This window comes from Flammeovirga sp. MY04 (assembly GCF_001682195.2).
In the GTDB taxonomy this organism is placed as follows: Bacteria; Bacteroidota; Bacteroidia; order Cytophagales; family Flammeovirgaceae; genus Flammeovirga; species Flammeovirga yaeyamensis.
The window spans coordinates 1830570-1852140 of the sequence record NZ_CP003560.2 but is presented as its reverse complement, the minus strand read 5'-3'; the positions used below and the strand labels follow the sequence as shown (position 1 = coordinate 1852140).

The window sequence follows — 21571 nt, the reverse complement described above, 5'->3', positions numbered from 1 at the left end:
TACATTTATAATGCAAATATACACACAGATTCATAAGCACAAAATAAAATGATTATTAATTTTTTCTTTTATAGATAATCGCACCATTATCAAGGATTACTTTCTCGTATTGTTCCTTGATAATACTTAAATAGGAGAGGACTTGTTCTCCTTTTCCATTCAAATCGACAATGGCATCAGGCATATCTTCTTCGAAAGAGTTGTAGATAGAACGTATTTCGTCGTAAGAATCTACTTGATCAAAGAAACGGTTACAGACTTCCCAATTCAGGTAACCTGTTGCTAATTTTTTTCCATTTAAGTAATTAAAATTGTCACCAAATACAATAACACGTTCACCAAGCATTTCCAAACCGTTAATTGGTTCTGAAAGAGCATCTTGATAAGGTGAGTCTAAATTCTTTGGTAAAAATCCAAAAGCGGTAGCATACATAATTCCTAATAGGGAAAGAGTATAAAATGCTGTAGTGATTTCGCCTATTAAACTTCTTCTGATCATCAGTAACTCGTGGGCTGTGAAGAAGGCAATAGCAGGTACAAATAATATTAATTGGAAAGTAGTTGTGTATATAGAGAAAATAAGGCTAATTATGGCCGTAATCACCCAAATTAACATCACTTGCTGAATGGATTGCTGATAATTAATAAAGGCATTGTTTGAAAATGTTCTGAATGAGCCAAAGATAAACATCAATAATGGGAAGCCAAGTATGATCAATATTTGATCCCAGCTTTGTATAAAGTCGTGCTCGTTCCAACCAATTGACATCAAACTAGCTTGTACAAAACTTTCTAATGCTTGATTATAATAGAGATATATCAAATAACTTCCCCATACTAAAGAGAAGCCTATAAAAGCCAAGAAAAGACGTTGAAAAGAGGATACTCTAAAGGTAGCCAAGGCGAAAATACCCATCAATAAAAATGAAAAACTTGGTAAATAAGCCATTGATGCTAAACCGAAGAATACACCCGTATTTAATATACTTTGTTCAGTATCGGTTCTTTCCATCCTTAATAAACTTCTAAGACCTATCAATAAGAAGGTTAAAGAAATTAAGGTAGGCGAGAGGGTCATGAAATCGAAGCTGAAATTAGAAGCAATAAGGTAAATAAAGCCAGGTACAAATGTTTTTTGTTTATAAGCTTCACTTCTGTTCATCATGGAATTAAACATGATGGATTGTAAGGCCGTTAAGAATGCTGCTATAATAAAATAAGCCGTTCTACTTCCGTCAAAAAACTTTGCTATTAACCAATAAAAGCCTGCAGATATGGGTGCAACGTTGTCCCAAACATCACGATACATTGCTTTACCTTCTGCTAACTTTGCTCCTAAGGTAAACCAATGAATTTCCTCTGTAAGTAAAGGTATATCGCTTAGCCAGATAGGTAGACGAATAATTACAAGTAGAATGAAAATAAAAATGACTCTTAGCGGGTCGTTAACTTTAAAAAATGAAAGCATACTAAATGTAATTCAAAAAATGGTTTAATAGAGTACGGACATTGCAGTGCAACGTCCATACCATATATCTTTAGATAAGAATCTATCTTGTGTAAATATCATCATCATCTTCCTCCCCTTTGTCTTCTGGGATATCAAGATCTTTGAACAAGTCTTCGATTTTTTCAGCCTCTTCGGCAGTATTATCGTAGTAAAATCTTAATTCAGGAATAATTCTCGCCTGATGGCGGATTCTTTGAGCTAATAATTTTCTGATAGATTTATTCTGTTTATCGATCTCTTCTACTTTAGCTTCAGGATTTTTTTCCAACAAGAAGCTTAAGTACACTTTTGCAAGACCCAAATCAGGAGAAATTTCAACTTGTGTTACAGTGATAAAAGTACCACCAAACATGGCTACTGAGTTTTGTTGAAAGATTTCACCTAAATCTTTTTGAATTAATCTTGAAAATTTATGTTGTCTTTTACTATCCATTGTATGTAAAATATGAATTCAGTTTGAAAATGAAGATTCGACGGAATAATCTTCTGTAAAGGCATATTAGCCTAAATAAATAACTATCATACAAAATTGGGGAAAATAATTGGTTTATAAAGGCAATTGATACTATTCTTTCTCATCATCTTCATAATTATTATCATTATCAAAATCTAAAGGGAGTTGATTGCCATGTTTTCTCATCATTTGGTCAAAATCAAATTGCTCCATGTGTTGAGAAGGTGAGATTTCATCCTCTTCCATCATTTGGTCTTCCATACCAAATAATTCGGCTTCCGATTTTTCAGTATGATCACCCAATTCATCATCAAAATCATCATATTCTGATTCTTCATGTTCTTCTTCCGCTTCCATGGCTTGTTGAGGTTGGAAATCGAGGACTTCATCTTGAATAAACTCATTGGTAGAGCCTCCAAAATTGTTATCAATGCTACTAAAACTATGTTCAGATTCATCTTGAGGAACAGGATCATTTAGCGTGTGGGCCACAGAGAGGATCATACTCAAGTCTTTGTATAAATTCTTTAAGATAAATGATCGGGTTAAAGAATGTGCTGTATCTACTTTGAAAAGCTCCTTTCTGATATCAAGGAAAACATACATATGATTCCCCTTTAAAATACAGCTGACTTTGGCTTTAAAGTGCTTCGCAATTTCCGATAGTTTAGATACAAAATCGTCTTTTAAAGTGATTTCAGCCAAAGCTCTATTTTGAGCATACACTTTAAAGTTTTTTCTAAAATTGATATCCCTAATTGGAACATAATCACCATATCGAGTATCCGTTTCTTCGATTAATCTACCCACATGTCCCCATTGATGTTGGATATCATCATTAAATATATAAACGTCTGTTTTTACTTCTTCTTGAAGTTCAAAAATCATAAAGAAACCATGAAAGTAGGTCTTGTACTTTAACTCAGGCTCTTTGATTTTATCAAGTACTTTGTTCTTTTTGGGAGGTAACTGTGTGGCCGCCTGAATTTCAGAAACCATCATTGGAGTACCCTCAATTGTTCCTTCTATGAGATCATCACCTGTATAAACATCAGGAATTAAGGTATGGAAACCACTTTCTTTCCATCTGTCAAGAGGAATGTAGCCTTCGGGATTGTATTGAAGTGATGGATCCATAAAACGCATCATTTCTCGAACGACTAATTCTTTGTACTCAATTTCTATGGTATCATCTTGATAATTTTCTTTGAAATAGGTGTAAGAAAAATAAGGAGCAAAAATGATCATGAAATACAAACCATAAATATTGATTTGATCCAAGTAAATAAGTATCCAGGTAAAGAAAAGGAATAAAAATGTGAGACCACCAAACTGCAAACGTTTATTATGCATGGCGTACCTCTTCTTTTCTAATTCTTCCAACTGTGGTTGAATATGGACTTTAAAGTGCCCTTTAAAAGCGTCGAATGTTTTCATTTAAGCTTTATCGATGATCAATTTCAATGGAAGATATAAAAATAATCAATTAAGAGAGGTTTTAAAGTAGTTCTAAGTTCAATTTTAAATTGGATTTTACAGAATCTTATTAGAATTTTACGGGATGAATAAGTTTTTGGTGATACAAACTGCTTTCATTGGGGATGTAATTATGGCAACAGCTGTAGTCGAAAAACTAATTAAGTTTTACCCTGATGCTGATATCGATTTTGTAGTGCGTAATGGTAATGAGGGATTGCTGAGAAATAACCCTCATGTGAATGAAGTAATCATTTGGAACAAAAAGGAAAATAAAAACAAAAACCTTTGGAGAGTTTCTATGGAAATTCGTCGTCGTAGATACGATCGTGTGATCAATTTACAACGCTATTTCTCTACAGGTTTAATGACGTTCCTTTCTGGTGCCAAAACAACGGCAGGGTTTGATAAAAACCCTCTTAGCACAACGTTTACTTTAACCAAACAACATGTAATGGGTGAAGGAAGAGAAAGAGAATACCACGAGGTGAGTCGCTACCTTTCTTTAATTGAAGACATTACTGACGCTGAGTTTGTTGGTCCAAAAATGTATCCAAGGGAAATTGATTACGAAAAGGCACATTTTGATAAGCCTTATGTAACGATGTCTCCATCATCGGTTTGGTACACAAAACAATTCCATAAAGATAAATGGGTGGAATTAATTAATAAGATTCCAACACGTGTAGCAGTAATTTTAAACGGTGGACCTGGAGATGGCGATTTATGTGATGAAATTGCTGTAAAATCGGGTAGAGAAAACATATATAACTGGGCAGGGAAATTTTCTTTCCTTCAGTCGGCAGCATTGATGAAAGGAGCGGAGATGAACTACGTGAATGATTCGGCTCCCCAGCATATGGCTAGTGCAATGAATGCTCCAGTAACAGCTATATTTTGTTCAACAATTCCAGAATTAGGATTCGGACCTTTATCGTCTGATTCTAAAATTGTTGAAGTAAAAGAAAAACTTTCTTGTCGACCTTGTGGTTTACATGGTTTAAAGAGTTGTCCAGAAGGACATTTTAAATGTTCTATGGATATAGATACAGAAGAATTAATATTACAGAAGTGGACTTAATCCATTTTCTGTAAGCACATGTTTCAAACATGATCTAACAACTAACAATTAACACTTTATGAAAAAATTTCACTTAACAGCGGGCCCAAGTGAATTGTATTTTACTGTGGAGCAACATATTCAGCAAGCATTAAAAGAGAATGTCGCTGTTATCTCCCACAGAAGTAAAGCTTTTCAAGACATGTTTGGTTTTACAGCATCTCAGGTGCGTGAGATGTTAAATGTGCCAGAGGACTATTACATGGTATTTACAGGTTCAGCAACCGAAGTATGGGAGAGATTAGCACAGAACTGTATTTCTAAAAAGAGTACACACTTTGTAAACGGATCTTTTTCTACTCGTTTTCATCAGTTTGCTGAGGCTTGGGGACACCAAACTCAAAAAATTGAAAAACCTTTGGGTGAAGGTTTTAATGCTGATGACTTCTCTATTGATGCGGATAGTGATTTTATTTCCATCACACAAAATGAGACCTCAACAGGAGTTCAGTTTCCATTAGAGGATATCTATAAAATCAGAGAAGAAAACCCAGACAAATTGATAGCCATCGATGCAGTATCGTCGATTCCATTCGTAGATATTGATTTGACAAAAGTCGATAGCTTGTATTTCTCTGTTCAAAAAGGAATGGGAATGCCTGCAGGTTTGGGGATTTGGTTGTTCAACGAAAGATGCCTAGAAAGAGCCAAAGAAATTAAAGCTTCTGGAAGACATTTAGGAGGATACCATGATATGTTTACTTTGCTTAAAAATGCAGAGAAAAACATGACTCCTGCAACGCCAAATGCTTTAGGAATTTACCTTTTAGGTAAAGTTTCTGAAGATTTATTACGTCGTAAGATGGATATCGTTAGAAGCGAAACTGAATATAAAGCAGGAATACTTTATGCAGCAGTTGGTGCTCATAAAGATCTAGACTATGCAGTAAAAGAGGAGAGAGTTCGTTCAAAAACAGTCATTGTGATTGAAATATTAAACGGACGTTCGCCTAAAGATTTTATGGCTTATCTAGAAGAGAAGGGTTTAGTAGTGAGTACAGGTTATGGACCAAATAAGGCTACTCAAGTTAGAATTGCTAACTTCCCAACACACTCAAAAGAACTTTATTTCCAGCTGATCGATTTGATTAACGCTTGGTAAATTATACTTGTATGGACGTTGCATTGTAACGTCCATACACTTTATAAACTTTTCATCTGAAATTCAGAATTCATGAAATCAACCACTATTACTTGGGGAGAAAAGAAAGCTTCCACTCAGATACTTTATTTGGTAACTTCAATAATAGTATTTTTCATTTTTGTGTATTTATACAATTATCATTTAGATTCTCTGACAAAACAATTGTCTTTTTCTTTAATGTTGATGATCAGTGCATTTGCTGCTGTTATAAGTGGAATACAATTAGTGAAAAATACGAAAGGGAAGTCAGTATTAGGTATAGATGAAAAGCAAATTGTAATTACTAATGAAAGTACATTTCTAAAAAAGAACTACACCCTTCAACTTTCAGAAATTAAGAATATTAGTATCTACAAAAAGACAAAGCGGTTAGATTTCAATAAGAAGAATAAAGATAAAGACTTTTATTTAGTCATAGTTCAAAAGGATGGTGTTGAAATAAATGTCTTTCCATATGCTAAAATTGGCTTAGAAGATTTAAAGGCAATTGTGGAGTGGATGAATAAACAGATTAAGATGAAAAAGATTAGCTAATTTCTTTATGAAACAAAGTATTCTTTTTTCCAAAAATGACACATTACAAATAAAAGGAACAGGTATCTTGCTTATTGTTTTGCACAATTTTTTTCATTGGGTACAGCCCTCAACTGGAGAGAATGAATTTTTTTTTGATATCCTATTTTTTAAAAATTATGCTACATTATTAATAGATTATCCAGAACAATTTGTCAACTTATCATTTTCTTTTTTTGGACATTATGGAGTACAATTATTTATTTTCATAAGTGGATATGGTTTAAGTACATCGTATTCTATTAAAACCTCATCTTATTTTGCCTTTATAAAACATCGATTATTGAAAGTTTACCCCCCATTTTTGATTGGTGTTTTTGTTTTATGTCTTTATACCTTTTTTTTAAATAAAAAGGTGTTATCCTTTCAATGGGGTCTATCTATTATATATAAGTTATTATCAATCCATATTTTCTTGCCAGAAGAAGCTTTAAGTATAAACGGTCCTTGGTGGTTTTTTGGATTAATAATCCATTTTTATTTCATCTTTATTCCCCTTCAAAGGCTTATAAATCGATATGGTATTAGCGGTTTTCTTGGAATTAATTTTAGTGCTTATTTACTTATATTTCTATTACTTGAGCCATTATTAGAACATAAAATTTATGTTATGGCCAATGTGATAGGTCATTTACCCGAGTTTACTTTAGGTATCTTCTTTGCATCAAGAAAAGTGATAAGCATTCGAAAAAGTTGGTTTTTTATAGCATTGATTACTTTTAGTTTAGGGAATATTTTTTTTGTTTTTTATCCCTTCACTTTTCTTTCAATAATAATAATTTTCTTGTTTCTATTTCAGTATAGAGGATCAATTTTGAATTGGATGAAAGCTTTGATCGAATTTTTTGGGGGCTATAGTCTATTTATTTTCGTACTTCATGGTTTTTTTCGGAATATTTTTATTTCGCTTACAATAGAAAAATCTATACTTGAAGTTATTGGTTTTGCATTAGCCTATTTATTCTTTGTCACTATTTTGAGTGTGGTTTGTCAAAAAATATACAATTATCTGAAAACCACACTTTAATAAATTGGATTTACTTTTTTGTAAATAACTCTATAGAATAATCAATCAAATCCATACCTCCAATTTTACCATGTCCTGGAACAACTTTTTTCACATCAGGATATGCTAATTTCAATTCGGATAAACTTTCTGGCCATGCAATAGTATCAGCATCTTCAAGGTTTCCTTTCGACCAACCTAATGCTTTAACCAAACAACCCCCGAATAAGACTTTGTCACTTGGTATATAAGCCGTAATATTATCTGTAGTATGCCCCTTACCAAAGTACTTGAATTTCACCTCATGATCATCGACCATAATTGTGAGGGAATCTTTAAAAGCATTCTGAGGGATAGGTTGATGATGTCTAGATGCATTTAATAAAGTTAGATATGAACCGTAGCTTTCTACTCCCTTTTTATGTAGGAAATTTAAACCCGCAGTACAATCCACATGAAAGTGAGTCGGTACTACAGCCTTTAGCTCAATATCATTTTCTTGAAGCCAATTGTATAACTCTTCTGTACTTTCTGCATCTGTTGGTGTATCAATTAAAACGGCTTCCTCGTCATCTATCACTAAAATCCCATTGCATTCCACTTTCCCAAAACTTTGTGTGTTTAAATAGGAAGTATGTTGCCAAACATGTTCAGATATAGCTTGTAATTTTAATGTTTCAGTTTGATATAATTTAGGAGTATTATAATCACAACTGAATAATAAGAGAAGTGTTATTGATAAGAGAAACTTAGTTTTCATTAATTTATGATTAGATTAGGTCTTAGTATTTAAAAACTCCCCAAAACAATAAAATGTTAAGGAGAGTATCAATTCTATTCGAATTTATTTTTAATATTCTTCGTTATCATCGACTTCCCCGAAACATAGATATTTTATTTCAAGGTATTCATCAATACCATACTTTGATCCTTCTCGCCCGAAACCACTTTCTTTAATACCACCAAAAGGGGCGACAGTGGTAGAAATCATTCCTGTATTGATACCAACCATTCCATATTCCAATGCTTCACTGACTTTCCAAATCACGGCGTAATCTCTGCCATAAAAATAGGCTGCTAAACCAAATGGAGTATCGTTTGCTAATTGTATTACTTCTTTGGTAGAAGAGAATTTGAAAATTGGCACAACAGGTCCGAAAATCTCTTCATGGTAGACCGACATGCTACTGTCAACATCAGTAAGTAGGGTAGGAAGATAAATATGATCGTTGGATGAAGCGGTTTTTCCACCATCAAGCAATTGAGCACCTTTCTTTACTGCATCATTCACAATGTAATTCACAAAATTAATTGCACCTTGATCTATCATTGGTCCAATAAGTACGCCCTCATCAAATCCATTACCCACCTTCAACTTCTTGATTTCATCACTTAGCTTTTGTGTAAATTCAGCATATACCTCTTTGTGAACAAAGAAACGATTGGAGCAAACGCATGTCTGACCAGCATTCCTAAATTTTGAAGCTATTGCACCGGCAACTGCTTTATCCATATCTGCATCTTTAAAAACAATAAACGGAGCGTTACCTCCCAATTCCATAGATACTTTTTTCACTGTAGAAGCACAATCTTTAATCAATTGTTTACCTACTTCAGTTGAACCAGTAAACGATAGTTTTCGAACAATTGGACTTGAGGTTAATGCCTCACCAATTTCTTTTGTTCTATTGGAAGTAATAATATTCAACACACCTTTTGGAATACCTGCTCTTTCTCCCAATTCGGCTAAAGCAAGTGCAGAAAGTGGCGTATTTTTAGCAGGTTTGACGATGACTGTACAACCTGCAGCCAAAGCAGGAGCTACTTTACGAGTAATCATTGCGTTCGGGAAATTCCACGGAGTAATGGCAGCAACAACACCTACCGGCTGTTTGATGGTCACGATACGCTTATCACCTTGGTGTCCTGGAATCGTGTCTCCATAAATACGTTTTGCTTCTTCGGCAAACCATTCTACAAAAGAGGCACCGTAAGCAATTTCACCAATCGCCTCAGGTAGAGGTTTTCCTTGCTCTAAAGTCAAGATTTTTCCTAAATCCTCTTTGTGTTCCATCATCAAATCAAACCACTTTCGAAGGATGCTCGATCTTTCTCCTGCAGTTTTCTTCTTCCAAGAGTGAAAGGCCACTTCAGCCGCTTTAATAGCTTCTTCCGTTTCTTCCTTTCCTAAATCAGGAACATCCGCAATAATTTCTTGATTGTATGGATTGTGTACATGAAAGTCTTTCCCTTCTTTAGAATTGACCCATTCTCCATTAATATAACAGGAGGTTTTAAATAGTGATTTATCTGTTAATTCCATGGTTATGTTACTTTGAGAGTGAAGTTAATGGAAAAAATTCAAATTGCTTCTGCTAAAGCGTTTTCAAAAATACGTAATGCTTGTTCGATTTGTGTTTCATTGACCACCAAAGGAGGAATCCAACGGATCACATTTGCATAACTTCCACAAGCCAACATCAATAGCTTATTGTTGACACATTCAGTCAAAACTTTTTTTGCCAATTCTGGAGATGGAGTACCATCTTTATTTATGAATTCTGTGGCCACCATCAATCCTCGACCTCTAACATCTCCTATCATAGGATATTGTTTGTGCAGCTTCTTCAACCCCTCGATTAACTGATGACTTCTTTGGCGAACGTTTTCAAGAATATTTTCTTCTTTTATGGTATCGATGGTAGCCAATGCTGCAGCCATAGAGATAACAGATCCACCTCCATAAGTACCGCCATGCGTTCCGGGAACCCATTTTTCCATGATCTTTTCTGTTGAAGCAATTCCTGAAATAGGCATTCCACTACCGAGCCCTTTGGCCATCACTAAAATGTCTGGAACAACATCACTTTGTTCGAAGCAAAAGAAAGTACCCGTACGGCCAAAACCACTTTGTACTTCATCGATAATTAATAAAATACCATGTTCATCACATACTTTTCTGAGATGTTGAAGGTAGCGTTTTGGAGCTGGAACATAACCACCTTCACCTAAAACAGGTTCGATGATAATGGCAGCAGTTTCATCTGGAGCCGTCTGACCTCTAAACACTAAATCCAATTGTGTAATAGCAAAATCAATGGCTTGATCTTCCGTCCATCCATATTGAAAATGATTTGGGAAGGGGGTGACAAAAATGCCCGATGGAAGAGGTTGATATTTATAACGATACACTGTTTTTGAGGTCGTCATCGCCATGGTTAAATGCGTGCGCCCATGAAAACTGCCCTGCATCACAATTACATTTTGACGCCCAGTATATTGCTTGGCTAATTTCACACAAGCTTCCGTAGCTTCCGACCCACTATTGGAGAAGAAAAAACGGTTGAGAGGATCGGGGAGTAACTCATTCAGTTTTTCAGCCAATTCCACTGTCTTTGATGGAATCACGCAGTTCATCTGACCAAAAATCAATTCTTGTGACTGATCTTGAATAGCTTGCACCACTTTTGGGTGACAATGCCCAGTATTCGTTACACCAATTCCAGAAGTGAAATCCATGTATTCCTCTCCAGCCTCATCATATATATAAATGCCTTTGCCTCTTACAGCATTAATTTGAGTAAGGTGTGTCCAAACCGGAGATAATAATTCTTTTGTATCCATTAATGTGTTCATATTGATATTGAGTTTAAAGTGATAACCAAACTGCTTTTTCTTGGGTATAAAGGTCGATGGCACTTTTACCCATTTCTCGACCGTTACCCGACTGTTTATAGCCACCAAAAGGCACAGATGGATCGAACATATCATACCCATTAATCCATACTGTTCCAGATTGAATTTGATGGGCTACGCGATGTGCTTTCGAAACATCTTTGGTCCATAAAGCAGCAGCTAATCCGAAAATGGAATGGTTGGCTCTTTGGATGATTTCTTCTTCATCTTTAAAAGAGGAGACGACCACCACAGGTCCAAAAATCTCTTCTTGTACTATTTTCAAATCGTCATTTTGATGAGAGAAAATGGTTGGAGAAACGAAATACCCCTCTTTTAAATCACCTTCTAAACGATGACCACCAAACTCGAGTTTTGCTTCTTTTTTACCCAATTCTATATAGTTAAGCACTCTGTTCATTTGAGTTTCTGAAATCAACGGTCCAAGGTCAGGTGAGTCGATACCTTTTCCGATAGATAACTGAGAAGTTTTATCAATTAATCCTTTGAGAACTTGATCATAGACTTTTTCGTGGATATATAATCTCGATCCAAGCGTGCATTCTTGTCCACTATTATAGAAACTAGACCAAACCACACTTTCTATCACTTGATCAATATCAGCATCATCAAAAACAATATTAGGTGATTTACCACCAAGTTCTAGACTCACTTTCTTGAGATTGCTTTCAGCAGCAGCGACCATAATTTTTTTACCGACATCCGTAGAACCTGTAAAGCTAATTTTGGCTACTTTTTGATGTCGAGTAATGGCTTCTCCAGTAATCGCACCCGTACCTGTTACCACATTGAAATACCCTTTTGGGAAACCGGCTTCCATAATCAACTTCCCTAAATGAAGTGCCGTAAGTGGGGTTTGTTCAGCAGGTTTAAGAATACATGTATTTCCACAAGCAAGGGCAGGAGCGACTTTCCAAACGGACATCATTAATGGGAAATTCCAAGGTACAATGAGTCCAACTACTCCAAGCGGTTCTTTTCGAGTATAGACCAATTTGTTGGGTGAACTCACCGGAATTTGATCGCCGTGAATCTTTGTGGTCCAACCCGCGTAATATCTAAAATGATGGATACAAGAATCTACATCGTAAGCGGCTTTATCAAATGGCTTGCCGTTGTCTAATGACTCAAGATGCATTAAATATTCTTTATCTCTTTCGAGTAGATCAGCTACTTTGTGAAGTAACTGACCTCTTTCTGCAGGAGTTAGCGTATCATTTTCAAAAGCTTGTTGAGCACTATCAACTGCTATATCAATATCCTCTTTTGCTGCTAAAGGAACAGTAGTAATTTCCTGAGCATTGGCAGGGTTGATGACGGATAAACTGTCTTTATTATTGGCATCGACCCACTCGCCTCCAATAAGCATTTGCAAACGAGAAGGGATAATTATCTTTTCCATATTACACTTCTTCTGTTTCAAAAAATTCATTTAAAGGAACGAATGGAAGACCAAAAGCTTCCGCCACAGGTTGGTTAACAACATGACCTTGAATGATGTTTAAACCTAACTTTAAAGCCTCATTTTCATCACACGCTTTTTGCCATCCATTATTGGCTAACTGAAGCACATAAGGTAATGTGGCATTGGTTAAAGCAATTGTCGATGTATAAGGAACGGCCCCCGGCATATTGGCTACCGTATAATGCAGTATATCATCGATTAGATAAGTGGGTTGAGCATGGGTTGTAGGGTGAGTAGTTTCAAAACATCCGCCCTGATCTACCGCTACATCCACTAAAACAGTTCCTTTTTGCATGGAAGACAACATGTCTTTCGTGATTAATTTCGGTGCTTTTGCTCCGGGAATTAGTACTCCACCGATAATCAAATGATGGTTTTGTATGTGCTCTCTGATGTTTAGTTCGTTGGCCATAATGGTGTTGACATTGGCCGGCATCACATCGTCTAAATACCTTAAACGTTCCAAATTGATATCCATTATAGTGACGTTAGCACCCATACCTGCAGCCATTTTTGCTGCTTCAGTACCCACAACTCCACCACCAAGCACAAGCACATTAGCAGGAGGTACACCGGGAACACCACCTAACAAAATACCCATGCCTTCCATCGGTTTTTCCAAATATTTAGCCCCTTCCTGTATCGACATTCTACCTGCTACTTCTGACATTGGAATTAAAAGTGGAAGTTTTCTGTCATTCGTTTGAACAGTTTCATAAGCCAAACAAACCGCTTCGGATTGAATCATCGCATGCGTCAATATTTCTGATGAAGCAAAATGAAAGTAGGTAAACACCAATTGATCTTTCTTAATCAATTGATATTCGGCCTCAATAGGTTCTTTCACCTTCACAATCATCTCTGCTTTTTGATATACATCTTCAATGGTCGGCAACAACTCTGCACCAACTTTTTGATAGTCATGATCAGCATATCCACTACCCAAACCGGCAGTCGATTGCACATATACCTGATGTCCATTTTTTGTTAACTCAAAAACACCTGAGGGAGTCATACCCACTCTGTTTTCGTTGTTTTTGATCTCTTTTGGGATGCCAATAATCATAGCTTTATTTATTTGTGTTGTAATTGTAAACTAGCGTGTAATAATACATTTGTACCTGCGATCACATCTTCCTTTTTAGCCGATTCTAATTCGTTATGACTCAGCCCGTCTTTACAAGGAATGAAGATCATAGAAGTAGGGATAACCTTTGAGGTATACACCGAATCGTGTCCCGCACCAGAAATGATTCTTCGATGCGGATAGCCTAACTTCTTAGAGGCTTGCTGCACAGCATGCACACAGTTGTCATCAAATACCACCGATTCGGAATGCCATATTTCCTCTAATGCAATGGCTGATTTTGATTCTTTATCAATCGTTTGAATAACATTAAGAACAAATTCATGCATTTTAGTCAACTGATCCTCATTAGGGTGGCGAATATCTAAAGAGATGCTAGCCTTTTCTGGAACAGTATTCTTAACCGCTGGAGAAGCATCAATATACCCAATAGTGATTCGGGCATCCTCTCCAAATACCTCAGAAATTTTATACAATTCTGTTAAAAGAAGAGGGACACTTTGCATGGGATCGATACGGTAGTCCATAGGCGTAGGGCCCGCATGACATTCTTTGCCGCTAATATGAATATCATACCATCTGATACCTTGAACGCCCGTAACAATACCAATTTGCTTTTCTTCTCTTTCGAGTATTGGACCTTGTTCAATGTGAAGTTCCAAAGCATATTGAAACTCATTTGGCTTAACTGAATCAGTACCTTTATAGCCGATTGAGTTCAAAGCATCATGCAAAGTGATACCCTCTTTATCTTTCTGTTGGTAGGCATAGTCCAAACTAAATGTCCCCGAAAAAACACCTGAACCAATCATGGCAGGGGTAAATCGGGCACCTTCTTCGTTGGTCCAAGAGGCCACCACTATATTTCTATCTGGAACAAAATTTTGATCGTGTAAAGTATGTATCACCTCCAATCCGGCCAATACACCCATCACACCATCGTATTTTCCTCCAGTCGGTTGACTGTCTAAATGACTACCTAACAATAGGGCAGGTAAATGAGGATCTTTTCCAGGATAAGTCGCAAATAGGTTTCCCATAGCATCCACTCGGATACTACAGCCTAAATCTTTACACCAATCCTCGAAGAGTACTCTTCCTTTTTTGTCTTCCTCTGATAACGTAAGACGACATACCCCACCATTAGGAGTGCCACCGATTTGGGCGATTTCCATTAACCTATCCCATAGTCGGTCACCATTAATTTTCATCATATCAATTCGTTGATTTACAATCGAAAAATTTAATTAATGCGTAAAGCTGATAATTAGTTTATTAAAGTTTGGGTGTGACAATGAGGCCTTCATCAGCAACTTTTCTTTAAAAAAGAGCATAAAAAGGAGGCACTGTCAACCAACAGTGTGTTTGATATCATCACGTAATCTTAGCAGCGGGAATTACAGTAATGAGAAATTATTTTTCAACAGTATCAGCATGTTCAATAGCGTGTGCGGCCCACTTTCGAACATCCATATACATAGTAGTATTAGAATCAGTAATTCCCTCAATTGCATGAACCTTAGAAATTACAGTATCTAATAAGTGTTTATTGTTTTTACATGTCATATTGATCTCGATGTTGTAATTCCCGGAAGTGATAGCGACAAAACTTACCTCTGGAATTTTCACCAACTGATCGCAGACAGCATTAATTTTTTCTGCAGGGTGTACCTTTAGGTTTAAACGCGCATACGCTTCTAAACCTACTTTTAGCGGATCGGCCCACCCGACGATATGTAGAATTTTACTTTCTACTAACTTTTGATACCTATTACGTATCATTCCTACTGAAACATTCATCTCGTTTGAAATATCTGTAAAAGATTTTCTCCCATCTTCATTTAAATGAGATAAAATCTGAATGTCCATAGTATCTAGTTGAGCGTGCGTTATATCCATGTGAGTGTATAATTTTTATAAATGTCTGTATTAAATAAAATATTTGCAAATAATTTGATAAAAAATAAAATATTTGTATTCTTGTGACGGCTTAACTGAAATAAACATTAATAGAAATACAACCAAACACACAATACTATGAAAGTATTTAACTATCTATTGTTCATTTCTGCTATATTTTTTATCTCACTCAACGCACATGGACAAAATATCAAAGGGACTATCATCGATGGGGATTCTGGCACACCTATCGTAGGGGCTACAATTGTAGAAGTGGGTACTCAAAATGGTACAACTACTAATTTTGAAGGAAAATTTTCTTTAACCTTATCTAAAAAGGAAACTCAGGTTAAAATTGAATTTATTGGATTTGAAGATATCACTAAGGATGTAAAAGAGGGTGATGTCTTAGATATAAAACTAACTCCCGATGAGTTAACATTGGAAAGTGTAGTGGTTTCTGCGAATAGAGTAGAAGAAGATCTACAAACAGTGAGTGTAGCTGCCACTGTGATTACAGGCAAAGATTTAGAAGACATGTCTGTAAAGTCTACAGTAGAAGCTTTAAATACAGTACCCAACTTAATTACGGATTCTTATGGTCCATCTCAAACAAATATTTCTATTAGAGGAATTTCCACCAACTTCGATGGAGTAGGTCTTGAACAAGCAGTGGGTATGTACATCAACGATGTATATCAATCTAGAGCCTATGGCTTTAATGCTGTCATGATGGATATCGAAAGAGTAGAAGTATTAAGAGGTCCTCAGGGCACATTATTTGGTAAGAATACAGTAGGTGGTGTAGTCAATATCATCACTGCTCAACCTAATATGGATAATGGTGCATCTATCGAATTATCGGCTGGTAACTATAACTACATGCAAGCAAGAGGTATGGCGAATGTAATGTTAGTACCCGATAAGTTGGCATTTAGAGTAACAGGAGCTTATAATTATAGACAAGGTAGTTATGTAGAACATTTATCTGAAGAAGGACAAGAAGCTAACAAGACAAAGTTTGGTGGAGCAAGAGGAGCATTATTGTACAAACCTTCTTCTAAGGTCGATATCACTTTGGAAGGATACTATTACAATGATGCAAGTGCAGAAGCATCAATGACGTATTTAAGTTCTCCTGATTTAGTGGCAGTAGATCCTGATTTATTTGCAGCAGACGATTGGGAAAACAGAAAAGCATCATTTAGTGAACCTTTTACGTTTAGCAGAGATCAATACGGTGCATCTGCTAAAGTGATTGCTCAAATGGGAACAGGAACCTTTTCTTCTATCTCAGCTTATTCAGCATCATCAGATCGTTCGATTCAGGATGTAGAGGTTTCACCAATTCCAGCCGTATACCTTGATAGAGGTCAGAAGTTTAATACTTTCACTCAAGAATTGAGATATAATTCAGATAAGTCGAAAAGATTCAGTTATATCGGAGGGTTATATGGAGTAAAAGAAACGATTGAGGGAAATGATATTGGTGTTACTCAAGAATTCCTACCTCCGTTATTAGGACCTGATTTTGGTATAGACGATTTATTTATTCCTGGCTACACAGAGCAAGTAAATAATTTGAGTACAATTGATAATACTTCTTTAGCTGCGTTTTTATCAGGTACTTTTAAAATCACACCTCAATTTAAAGCGACGGCAGGTGTTCGTTTCACCCACGAATCAAAGGTGTTTAACACTCAACAAACTACGGTAGAATCTCAAGATGCCATCGATATGTTAGGTTTCCCATTGGTATATATGTTGGGAACACCTTACGACAATCAAGAATTCAAATCGGAAGATAATGTTATTACAGGTGATTTTGGGTTGAGTTATGAAATCAATCCCAACCATATGGTGTACGGTAAATTCGCCAGAGGTTTCAAAGGAACAGGTTACAACTTTGCTGTATCGAGTTATCTAAACTTAGAATCATTCATGATCGATCCAGTAGAAGAAGCGAATGTTTTATACAAGCCAGAATATATCAATAGTTATGAAATTGGTTATAAATCATCATTCAATAATCGTCTGAGATTGAATGTTGCTGCTTATTACATCGATTATGAAAACAAGCAGGAATTACTTTTTGCCGGTTTAACCAACTTTATTGCTAACGCTGATAAATCTACGGGTTACGGTGGTGAAATTGAAATTGATGCCATGCTATTCAAAGGTTTTAGAGTCAATTTAAATGGTGGTATCCAAAAGATGACTTACGATGAATTCAAAGTAGGTGATGTCGATTTGAGTGGCAATAAAATGGCCAAAGCACCAGAATTCACCATGTCGGTGACACCAGAATACACTAAAATATTTAACAACGGTTCCAAGCTTTTTGCCATGTTGAATGTATCGTATAACGGACAGTCGTTTAACGATATCTACAATACAGAAAGTATCTCTAGAAAAGCGGCAGCCATAGTAAATGCACGCTTAGGATATTCTATCAAGAACAGTCGTTATAACATTGGTATTTGGGGCAAAAACTTAACGAATGAATTATACTTCGGACACGGTTTCCAAGGTTTAATTGGCGATTTCGTTTCCATCAACCAAGCAAGAACTTATGGTGCTGATTTAAAAATCAACATCTTCTAAGTCGCACTCCACAAGTAACATTACATCCAATAAACAGCACATATCTAAATTATCACTTATGTTTAATTTATCTATTGGACTTGAAGACGCAAGTAGACGTTTTCCAGGCAAGGAGGCAATTGTCTGCGGTCCAACACGACTAACTTTTAAAGAACTGAATGATGAAGCAAGTAAAATTGCTTCATCACTCCAAAAACATGGATTACAAAAAGGAGATCATGTGGCATTAAGTTGTCCTAATCTACATTACTTTCCAATGATATATTATGGCATCTTAAAAGCTGGCGGTGTGGTGGTCCCATTAAGTATTTTATTAAAAAATGATGAAATCAAATACCACTTGGAAGATGCAGATGCAAAATTTTATTTCTGTTTCGAAGGAGATGCTCAATTACCGATGGGTAAATATGGTCGGAAAGCATTTGATGCCACTCAGAGTTGTCAGTTATTAATTACTCTGGATGGGACATCAAATAATAAGGTGGAGAATGAGTTAACGTTGGAGGAATTTCTTGAGGGTAGTGCTACTGAATATTCTACTCCTCAAATTCAATCCGATGATACGGCCGTCATCATATATACTTCAGGAACAACCGGACAGCCAAAAGGAGCGGAGTTATCACATTCAAATTTAGGTTGGAATGCAAGTATGTGTCGTCACCTTTTTAAGTTGAAGGTAGAGGACAAGGCATTAACCGTGCTTCCGTTATTCCATATCTTCGGTCAAACTTGCTTGATGAATACCAGTATTATGCATGGCATTACTAACGTGATTATTCCAAGGTTTGATGCTGAATTGGTCCTCAGTGCTATTCAACAAGAAGGAGTAAGCATTTTTGCAGGTGTGCCGACCATGTATTGGGGATTACTTCATTTTAAAAATGAGAAATCAACAGTCAATAGGGAACAGGTAAATGCCAATTTGAGATTATGTATTTCTGGAGGTGCATCACTTCCTGTTCAGGTAATGAATGATTTTGAAGCCAAGTTTGAAACGACTATTTATGAGGGATACGGCATGTCTGAAGGAGCACCTGTGGTTTCTTTTAATCACCCTGGTCTAAAAAGAAAATCGGGTTCTATTGGTTATCCTGTTTGGGGCGTTGAGGTAAAGTTAGTAGATAAACAAGGAGCAGAAGTAAAGCAAGGGGAAAGAGGAGAATTACTCTACCGTGGACACAATGTGATGAAAGGCTATTACAAACGCCCCGAAGCCACTCAAAAAGTCCTTATAGATGGTTGGATGCATTCCGGGGATGTAGCTCGACAAGATGAGGAAGGCTACTACTACATAGTCGATCGTACCAAAGATGTAATTCTTAGAGGTGGTGTCAATATCTATCCAAGAGAAATTGAGGAAGTGATGATACAACATGAAGCCGTTTCTTTAGTGGCTGTTATCGGCATTCATAGTGATCGTCTTGGAGAGGAGATTAAAGCCTGTGTGGTTTTAGAAGATGAACACGATATATCAAAGGAAGATTTAATCCAATGGACAAAAAGTAAGATAGCTGATTATAAGTATCCTAGGGAAATTGATTTCTTCGATGCTTTGCCAGTCTCGGCAACTGGAAAAATTTTAAAAAGGGCACTAAGACATAACTAACAATGAAATTCAACAAAGAACTATGGGCAGCGTTTCTTCTCGGAAATGCCGGTCTTTTAATGATTTATCTCTTACCAATTATGGTAGGAGCAGTGTCAGAGCAATTTAATCTCACACCACAGCAATCGGGTTTATTTGCCGCATGTGACCTGATTGGTTACAGCATGAGTTCGATTTCCTCATTCTTTTGGATCAACAAAACCAATTGGAAACGAATGGCAATCATCAGTGTGTTGGTGATGATTTGTGGAAATGCTTTGGCAACAATCGTTGGTTCTTTTCCGGTTTTATTGTTGATAAGATGGCTTACAGGTCTTGGTCAAGGTATAGGGGTAGCATTAACGTTAGCAGTAATCAATAAGTTTGGAGATACCGATCGGAATTTCGCTGCTTATTTGATCATCACCCTTGTATTTGGAGCACTATGTATGGAAGGAATATCTTTCTTCCCCAATTATGAAAAAGCAGACGTCATTTATGCCATGCAGATTATTCTTGCAATAATTTGTTTGCCATTTGTGATACAATTTATGTCGAAAGGTGGTCATCAACTGGAAGAAAAAGGCAGTAGTCAGAGAATACCAATCCTCGTTTTTTTATGTTTATTAGGTGTTTTATTGATGTTTGTAGGATATGGTGGATTGTGGTCGTTCACAGAACGTATAGCTGTGGCCAATCACTTCGATCCCGAATTTGTTTCTACTGTCCTTTCTTCTGGCTTGTTGATTGCCATTCCGGCTTTAATGATCCCACTTTTTATTGGTAGTAAGTATGGAAGAATGTTGCCTATTTCCATCTCCATATTAGGCCTGATTATCTATAGTTTATGTGTGGGAACAGACGATAAAGTCTATTTTACTATTGGTGTGCTTACAGGTAGTTTTGGGGTGAATTTAATTATCCCTTATCTCACCGGAATCATAGCTGATCAGGACCAATCAGGAAAGGGAGTCGTGATGGTTACTCCCATGTATTCTATAGGTTTTGCGATGGGACCTTTATTCTTATCGATGATTACCACAGACGGTAATTATCTAGTATTGAGTATAGTAAGTGTAGCCATTTTCTTGATGGTGTACATCACTTATCTATCTGTATTAATCAAAAAGCCAGCAACAAATGAATGAATTTTCAATAAAAAATAAAACGGTGGTCATCACCGGAGGGAGTAGTGGAATTGGTCTTGCCTTATGTCATTTGTTTGATAGAGAAGGGGCATTTGTGATTTCACTAGATATACAACCTTCTCAAGATTCACCACGCTTTATACATCATTTTGTACAGTGCGATGTAGGTGAAGCTTATGCCGTCAAAAAAGCATTTGATGACATCAAAAGGCTAAATAAACCAATTGATGTTTTAATCAACAATGCAGGAGTGGGTTTCCTTCCTGGAAATATAGTGGACAGTGATCCTAAGGATTGGAAAACTATTTTCGATATCAATTTATTGGGGCCAATGTATTGTGCAAAATATGGAGTGCCTTTAATGAACGACGGTGGGGTGATAATCAATACTTCCTCCCAATCGGCAGAGACTAAGGTAGGAGGTATGGAACCCTATGGTGCTTCTAAGACAGCTTTAATTAGCATCACAAAATCTTTGGCTTTGGAGTTGGCAGACAGACAAATTCGGGTGAATGCAGTTTGTCCGTCCAATACAAAAACGCCGATGATGGAATCTGCAGAGGATGCGGATTACACTCAGTATATGAGCGAAGTATTTTCACCTTTAGGTAGAGTGGCAGAGACTAATGACCTCGTTGGTGTTTATCAGTTTCTAGCTTCCGATGCTGCCAAATTCATCAACGGACAAGCTATTTACGTGGATGGCGGATGGACGGCAGGGATCAGTCAGCAACTGATGGAACAAGTATTTGCCAATACCATCAAATCATAACACATCCTTAACCAAACGGATGAATAATTAAG

The 21571-nt window shown here is 36.5% G+C and carries 18 protein-coding genes; 8 read left to right on the top strand and 10 right to left on the bottom strand.

The features are described 5' to 3' along the window. Positions 1-55: 55 nt before the first annotated feature. From MY04_RS07515 to MY04_RS07505, 3 genes are all read right to left on the bottom strand, one after another. Positions 56-1468, bottom strand: coding sequence for a hypothetical protein (locus MY04_RS07515; RefSeq protein WP_066208231.1), 1413 nt, complete (start codon positions 1466-1468; stop codon positions 56-58). An 82-nt stretch (positions 1469-1550) separates the two neighbouring features. After that, positions 1551-1943 carry a 30S ribosome-binding factor RbfA gene (gene rbfA, locus MY04_RS07510; protein ID WP_066208228.1) on the bottom strand — a complete coding sequence of 131 codons (393 nt, stop codon included), beginning with the start codon at positions 1941-1943 and terminating at the stop codon, positions 1551-1553. 132 nt (positions 1944-2075) lie between these two features. Then, entirely contained in the window at positions 2076-3401 is a 1326-nt protein-coding gene (locus tag MY04_RS07505) for a DUF3137 domain-containing protein (protein ID WP_066208226.1), read from the bottom strand. A 124-nt stretch (positions 3402-3525) separates the two neighbouring features. Between MY04_RS07505 and MY04_RS07500 the strand changes: the two genes are divergently transcribed. The 4 genes from MY04_RS07500 (at position 3526) to MY04_RS07485 (ending at position 7304) form a co-directional block, all read left to right on the top strand. Beyond that, entirely contained in the window at positions 3526-4521 is a 996-nt protein-coding gene (locus tag MY04_RS07500) for a glycosyltransferase family 9 protein (RefSeq protein ID WP_066208224.1), read from the top strand. Between the two features lie 58 nt (positions 4522-4579). After that, entirely contained in the window at positions 4580-5662 is a 1083-nt protein-coding gene (locus MY04_RS07495) for an aminotransferase class V-fold PLP-dependent enzyme (protein WP_066208222.1), read from the top strand. Positions 5663-5734: 72 nt separating this feature from the next. Further along, positions 5735-6238, top strand: coding sequence for a hypothetical protein (locus MY04_RS07490; RefSeq protein WP_066208220.1), 504 nt, complete (start codon positions 5735-5737; stop codon positions 6236-6238). A gap of 7 nt (positions 6239-6245) precedes the next feature. After that, entirely contained in the window at positions 6246-7304 is a 1059-nt protein-coding gene (locus MY04_RS07485) for an acyltransferase family protein (protein ID WP_066208219.1), read from the top strand. Between the two features lie 10 nt (positions 7305-7314). On the opposite strand, the gene bla is transcribed toward MY04_RS07485, so the two are convergent. The 7 genes from bla to MY04_RS07450 form a co-directional block, all read right to left on the bottom strand. Beyond that, positions 7315-8043, bottom strand: coding sequence for a subclass B1 metallo-beta-lactamase (bla, locus tag MY04_RS07480; RefSeq protein ID WP_066208217.1), 729 nt, complete (start codon positions 8041-8043; stop codon positions 7315-7317). A 90-nt stretch (positions 8044-8133) separates the two neighbouring features. After that, on the bottom strand, positions 8134-9606 hold the full coding sequence (locus MY04_RS07475; protein ID WP_066208216.1) for an NAD-dependent succinate-semialdehyde dehydrogenase: 1473 nt from the start codon (positions 9604-9606) through the stop codon (positions 8134-8136). Positions 9607-9644: 38 nt separating this feature from the next. After that, on the bottom strand, positions 9645-10919 hold the full coding sequence (locus tag MY04_RS07470) for an aspartate aminotransferase family protein (protein ID WP_205960502.1): 1275 nt from the start codon (positions 10917-10919) through the stop codon (positions 9645-9647). A gap of 13 nt (positions 10920-10932) precedes the next feature. Next, a complete protein-coding gene (locus MY04_RS07465) occupies positions 10933-12381 on the bottom strand; it encodes an aldehyde dehydrogenase family protein (RefSeq protein WP_236941101.1) in 1449 nt (482 codons plus the stop codon). Position 12382: 1 nt separating this feature from the next. Continuing rightward, on the bottom strand, positions 12383-13510 hold the full coding sequence (ald, locus tag MY04_RS07460) for an alanine dehydrogenase (RefSeq protein ID WP_066208215.1): 1128 nt from the start codon (positions 13508-13510) through the stop codon (positions 12383-12385). Between the two features lie 8 nt (positions 13511-13518). Continuing rightward, positions 13519-14745: a Zn-dependent hydrolase gene (locus MY04_RS07455; protein ID WP_066208213.1), complete on the bottom strand. Its 1227-nt coding sequence runs from the start codon at positions 14743-14745 to the stop codon at positions 13519-13521. Between the two features lie 199 nt (positions 14746-14944). Next, positions 14945-15430: an Lrp/AsnC family transcriptional regulator gene (locus MY04_RS07450; protein ID WP_066208211.1), complete on the bottom strand. Its 486-nt coding sequence runs from the start codon at positions 15428-15430 to the stop codon at positions 14945-14947. A 138-nt stretch (positions 15431-15568) separates the two neighbouring features. Between MY04_RS07450 and MY04_RS07445 the strand changes: the two genes are divergently transcribed. From MY04_RS07445 to MY04_RS07430, 4 genes are read left to right on the top strand one after another with little or no spacing between them, the layout of a single operon-like run. Further along, on the top strand, positions 15569-18034 hold the full coding sequence (locus MY04_RS07445; protein WP_066208209.1) for a TonB-dependent receptor: 2466 nt from the start codon (positions 15569-15571) through the stop codon (positions 18032-18034). 58 nt (positions 18035-18092) lie between these two features. Beyond that, positions 18093-19640: a long-chain-fatty-acid--CoA ligase gene (locus MY04_RS07440; protein ID WP_066208207.1), complete on the top strand. Its 1548-nt coding sequence runs from the start codon at positions 18093-18095 to the stop codon at positions 19638-19640. Positions 19641-19642: 2 nt separating this feature from the next. Beyond that, positions 19643-20767 carry an MFS transporter gene (locus MY04_RS07435; protein WP_066208205.1) on the top strand — a complete coding sequence of 375 codons (1125 nt, stop codon included), beginning with the start codon at positions 19643-19645 and terminating at the stop codon, positions 20765-20767. After that, positions 20760-21539: an SDR family NAD(P)-dependent oxidoreductase gene (locus MY04_RS07430; RefSeq protein ID WP_066208202.1), complete on the top strand. Its 780-nt coding sequence runs from the start codon at positions 20760-20762 to the stop codon at positions 21537-21539. Before MY04_RS07435 ends, MY04_RS07430 begins: the two co-directional genes overlap by 8 nt. The last annotated feature ends 32 nt before the right edge of the window (positions 21540-21571 follow it).

What these genes read in the sequence shown, in the direction of transcription:
- MY04_RS07500 (WP_066208224.1), top strand. Translation starts at nt 3,526, where the DNA reads ATGAATAAGTTTTTGGTGATACAAACTGCTTTCATTGGGGATGTAATT.
- MY04_RS07470 (WP_205960502.1), bottom strand. Translation starts at nt 10,919, where the DNA reads ATGAACACATTAATGGATACAAAAGAATTATTATCTCCGGTTTGGACA.
- MY04_RS07465 (WP_236941101.1), bottom strand. Translation starts at nt 12,381, where the DNA reads ATGGAAAAGATAATTATCCCTTCTCGTTTGCAAATGCTTATTGGAGGC.
- MY04_RS07490 (WP_066208220.1), top strand. Translation starts at nt 5,735, where the DNA reads ATGAAATCAACCACTATTACTTGGGGAGAAAAGAAAGCTTCCACTCAG.
- MY04_RS07515 (WP_066208231.1), bottom strand. Translation starts at nt 1,468, where the DNA reads ATGCTTTCATTTTTTAAAGTTAACGACCCGCTAAGAGTCATTTTTATT.
- bla (WP_066208217.1), bottom strand. Translation starts at nt 8,043, where the DNA reads ATGAAAACTAAGTTTCTCTTATCAATAACACTTCTCTTATTATTCAGT.
- rbfA (WP_066208228.1), bottom strand. Translation starts at nt 1,943, where the DNA reads ATGGATAGTAAAAGACAACATAAATTTTCAAGATTAATTCAAAAAGAT.
- MY04_RS07430 (WP_066208202.1), top strand. Translation starts at nt 20,760, where the DNA reads ATGAATGAATTTTCAATAAAAAATAAAACGGTGGTCATCACCGGAGGG.
- MY04_RS07455 (WP_066208213.1), bottom strand. Translation starts at nt 14,745, where the DNA reads ATGATGAAAATTAATGGTGACCGACTATGGGATAGGTTAATGGAAATC.
- MY04_RS07435 (WP_066208205.1), top strand. Translation starts at nt 19,643, where the DNA reads ATGAAATTCAACAAAGAACTATGGGCAGCGTTTCTTCTCGGAAATGCC.
- MY04_RS07450 (WP_066208211.1), bottom strand. Translation starts at nt 15,430, where the DNA reads ATGGATATAACGCACGCTCAACTAGATACTATGGACATTCAGATTTTA.
- MY04_RS07485 (WP_066208219.1), top strand. Translation starts at nt 6,246, where the DNA reads ATGAAACAAAGTATTCTTTTTTCCAAAAATGACACATTACAAATAAAA.
- MY04_RS07475 (WP_066208216.1), bottom strand. Translation starts at nt 9,606, where the DNA reads ATGGAATTAACAGATAAATCACTATTTAAAACCTCCTGTTATATTAAT.
- MY04_RS07440 (WP_066208207.1), top strand. Translation starts at nt 18,093, where the DNA reads ATGTTTAATTTATCTATTGGACTTGAAGACGCAAGTAGACGTTTTCCA.
- MY04_RS07495 (WP_066208222.1), top strand. Translation starts at nt 4,580, where the DNA reads ATGAAAAAATTTCACTTAACAGCGGGCCCAAGTGAATTGTATTTTACT.
- MY04_RS07505 (WP_066208226.1), bottom strand. Translation starts at nt 3,401, where the DNA reads ATGAAAACATTCGACGCTTTTAAAGGGCACTTTAAAGTCCATATTCAA.
- MY04_RS07445 (WP_066208209.1), top strand. Translation starts at nt 15,569, where the DNA reads ATGAAAGTATTTAACTATCTATTGTTCATTTCTGCTATATTTTTTATC.
- ald (WP_066208215.1), bottom strand. Translation starts at nt 13,510, where the DNA reads ATGATTATTGGCATCCCAAAAGAGATCAAAAACAACGAAAACAGAGTG.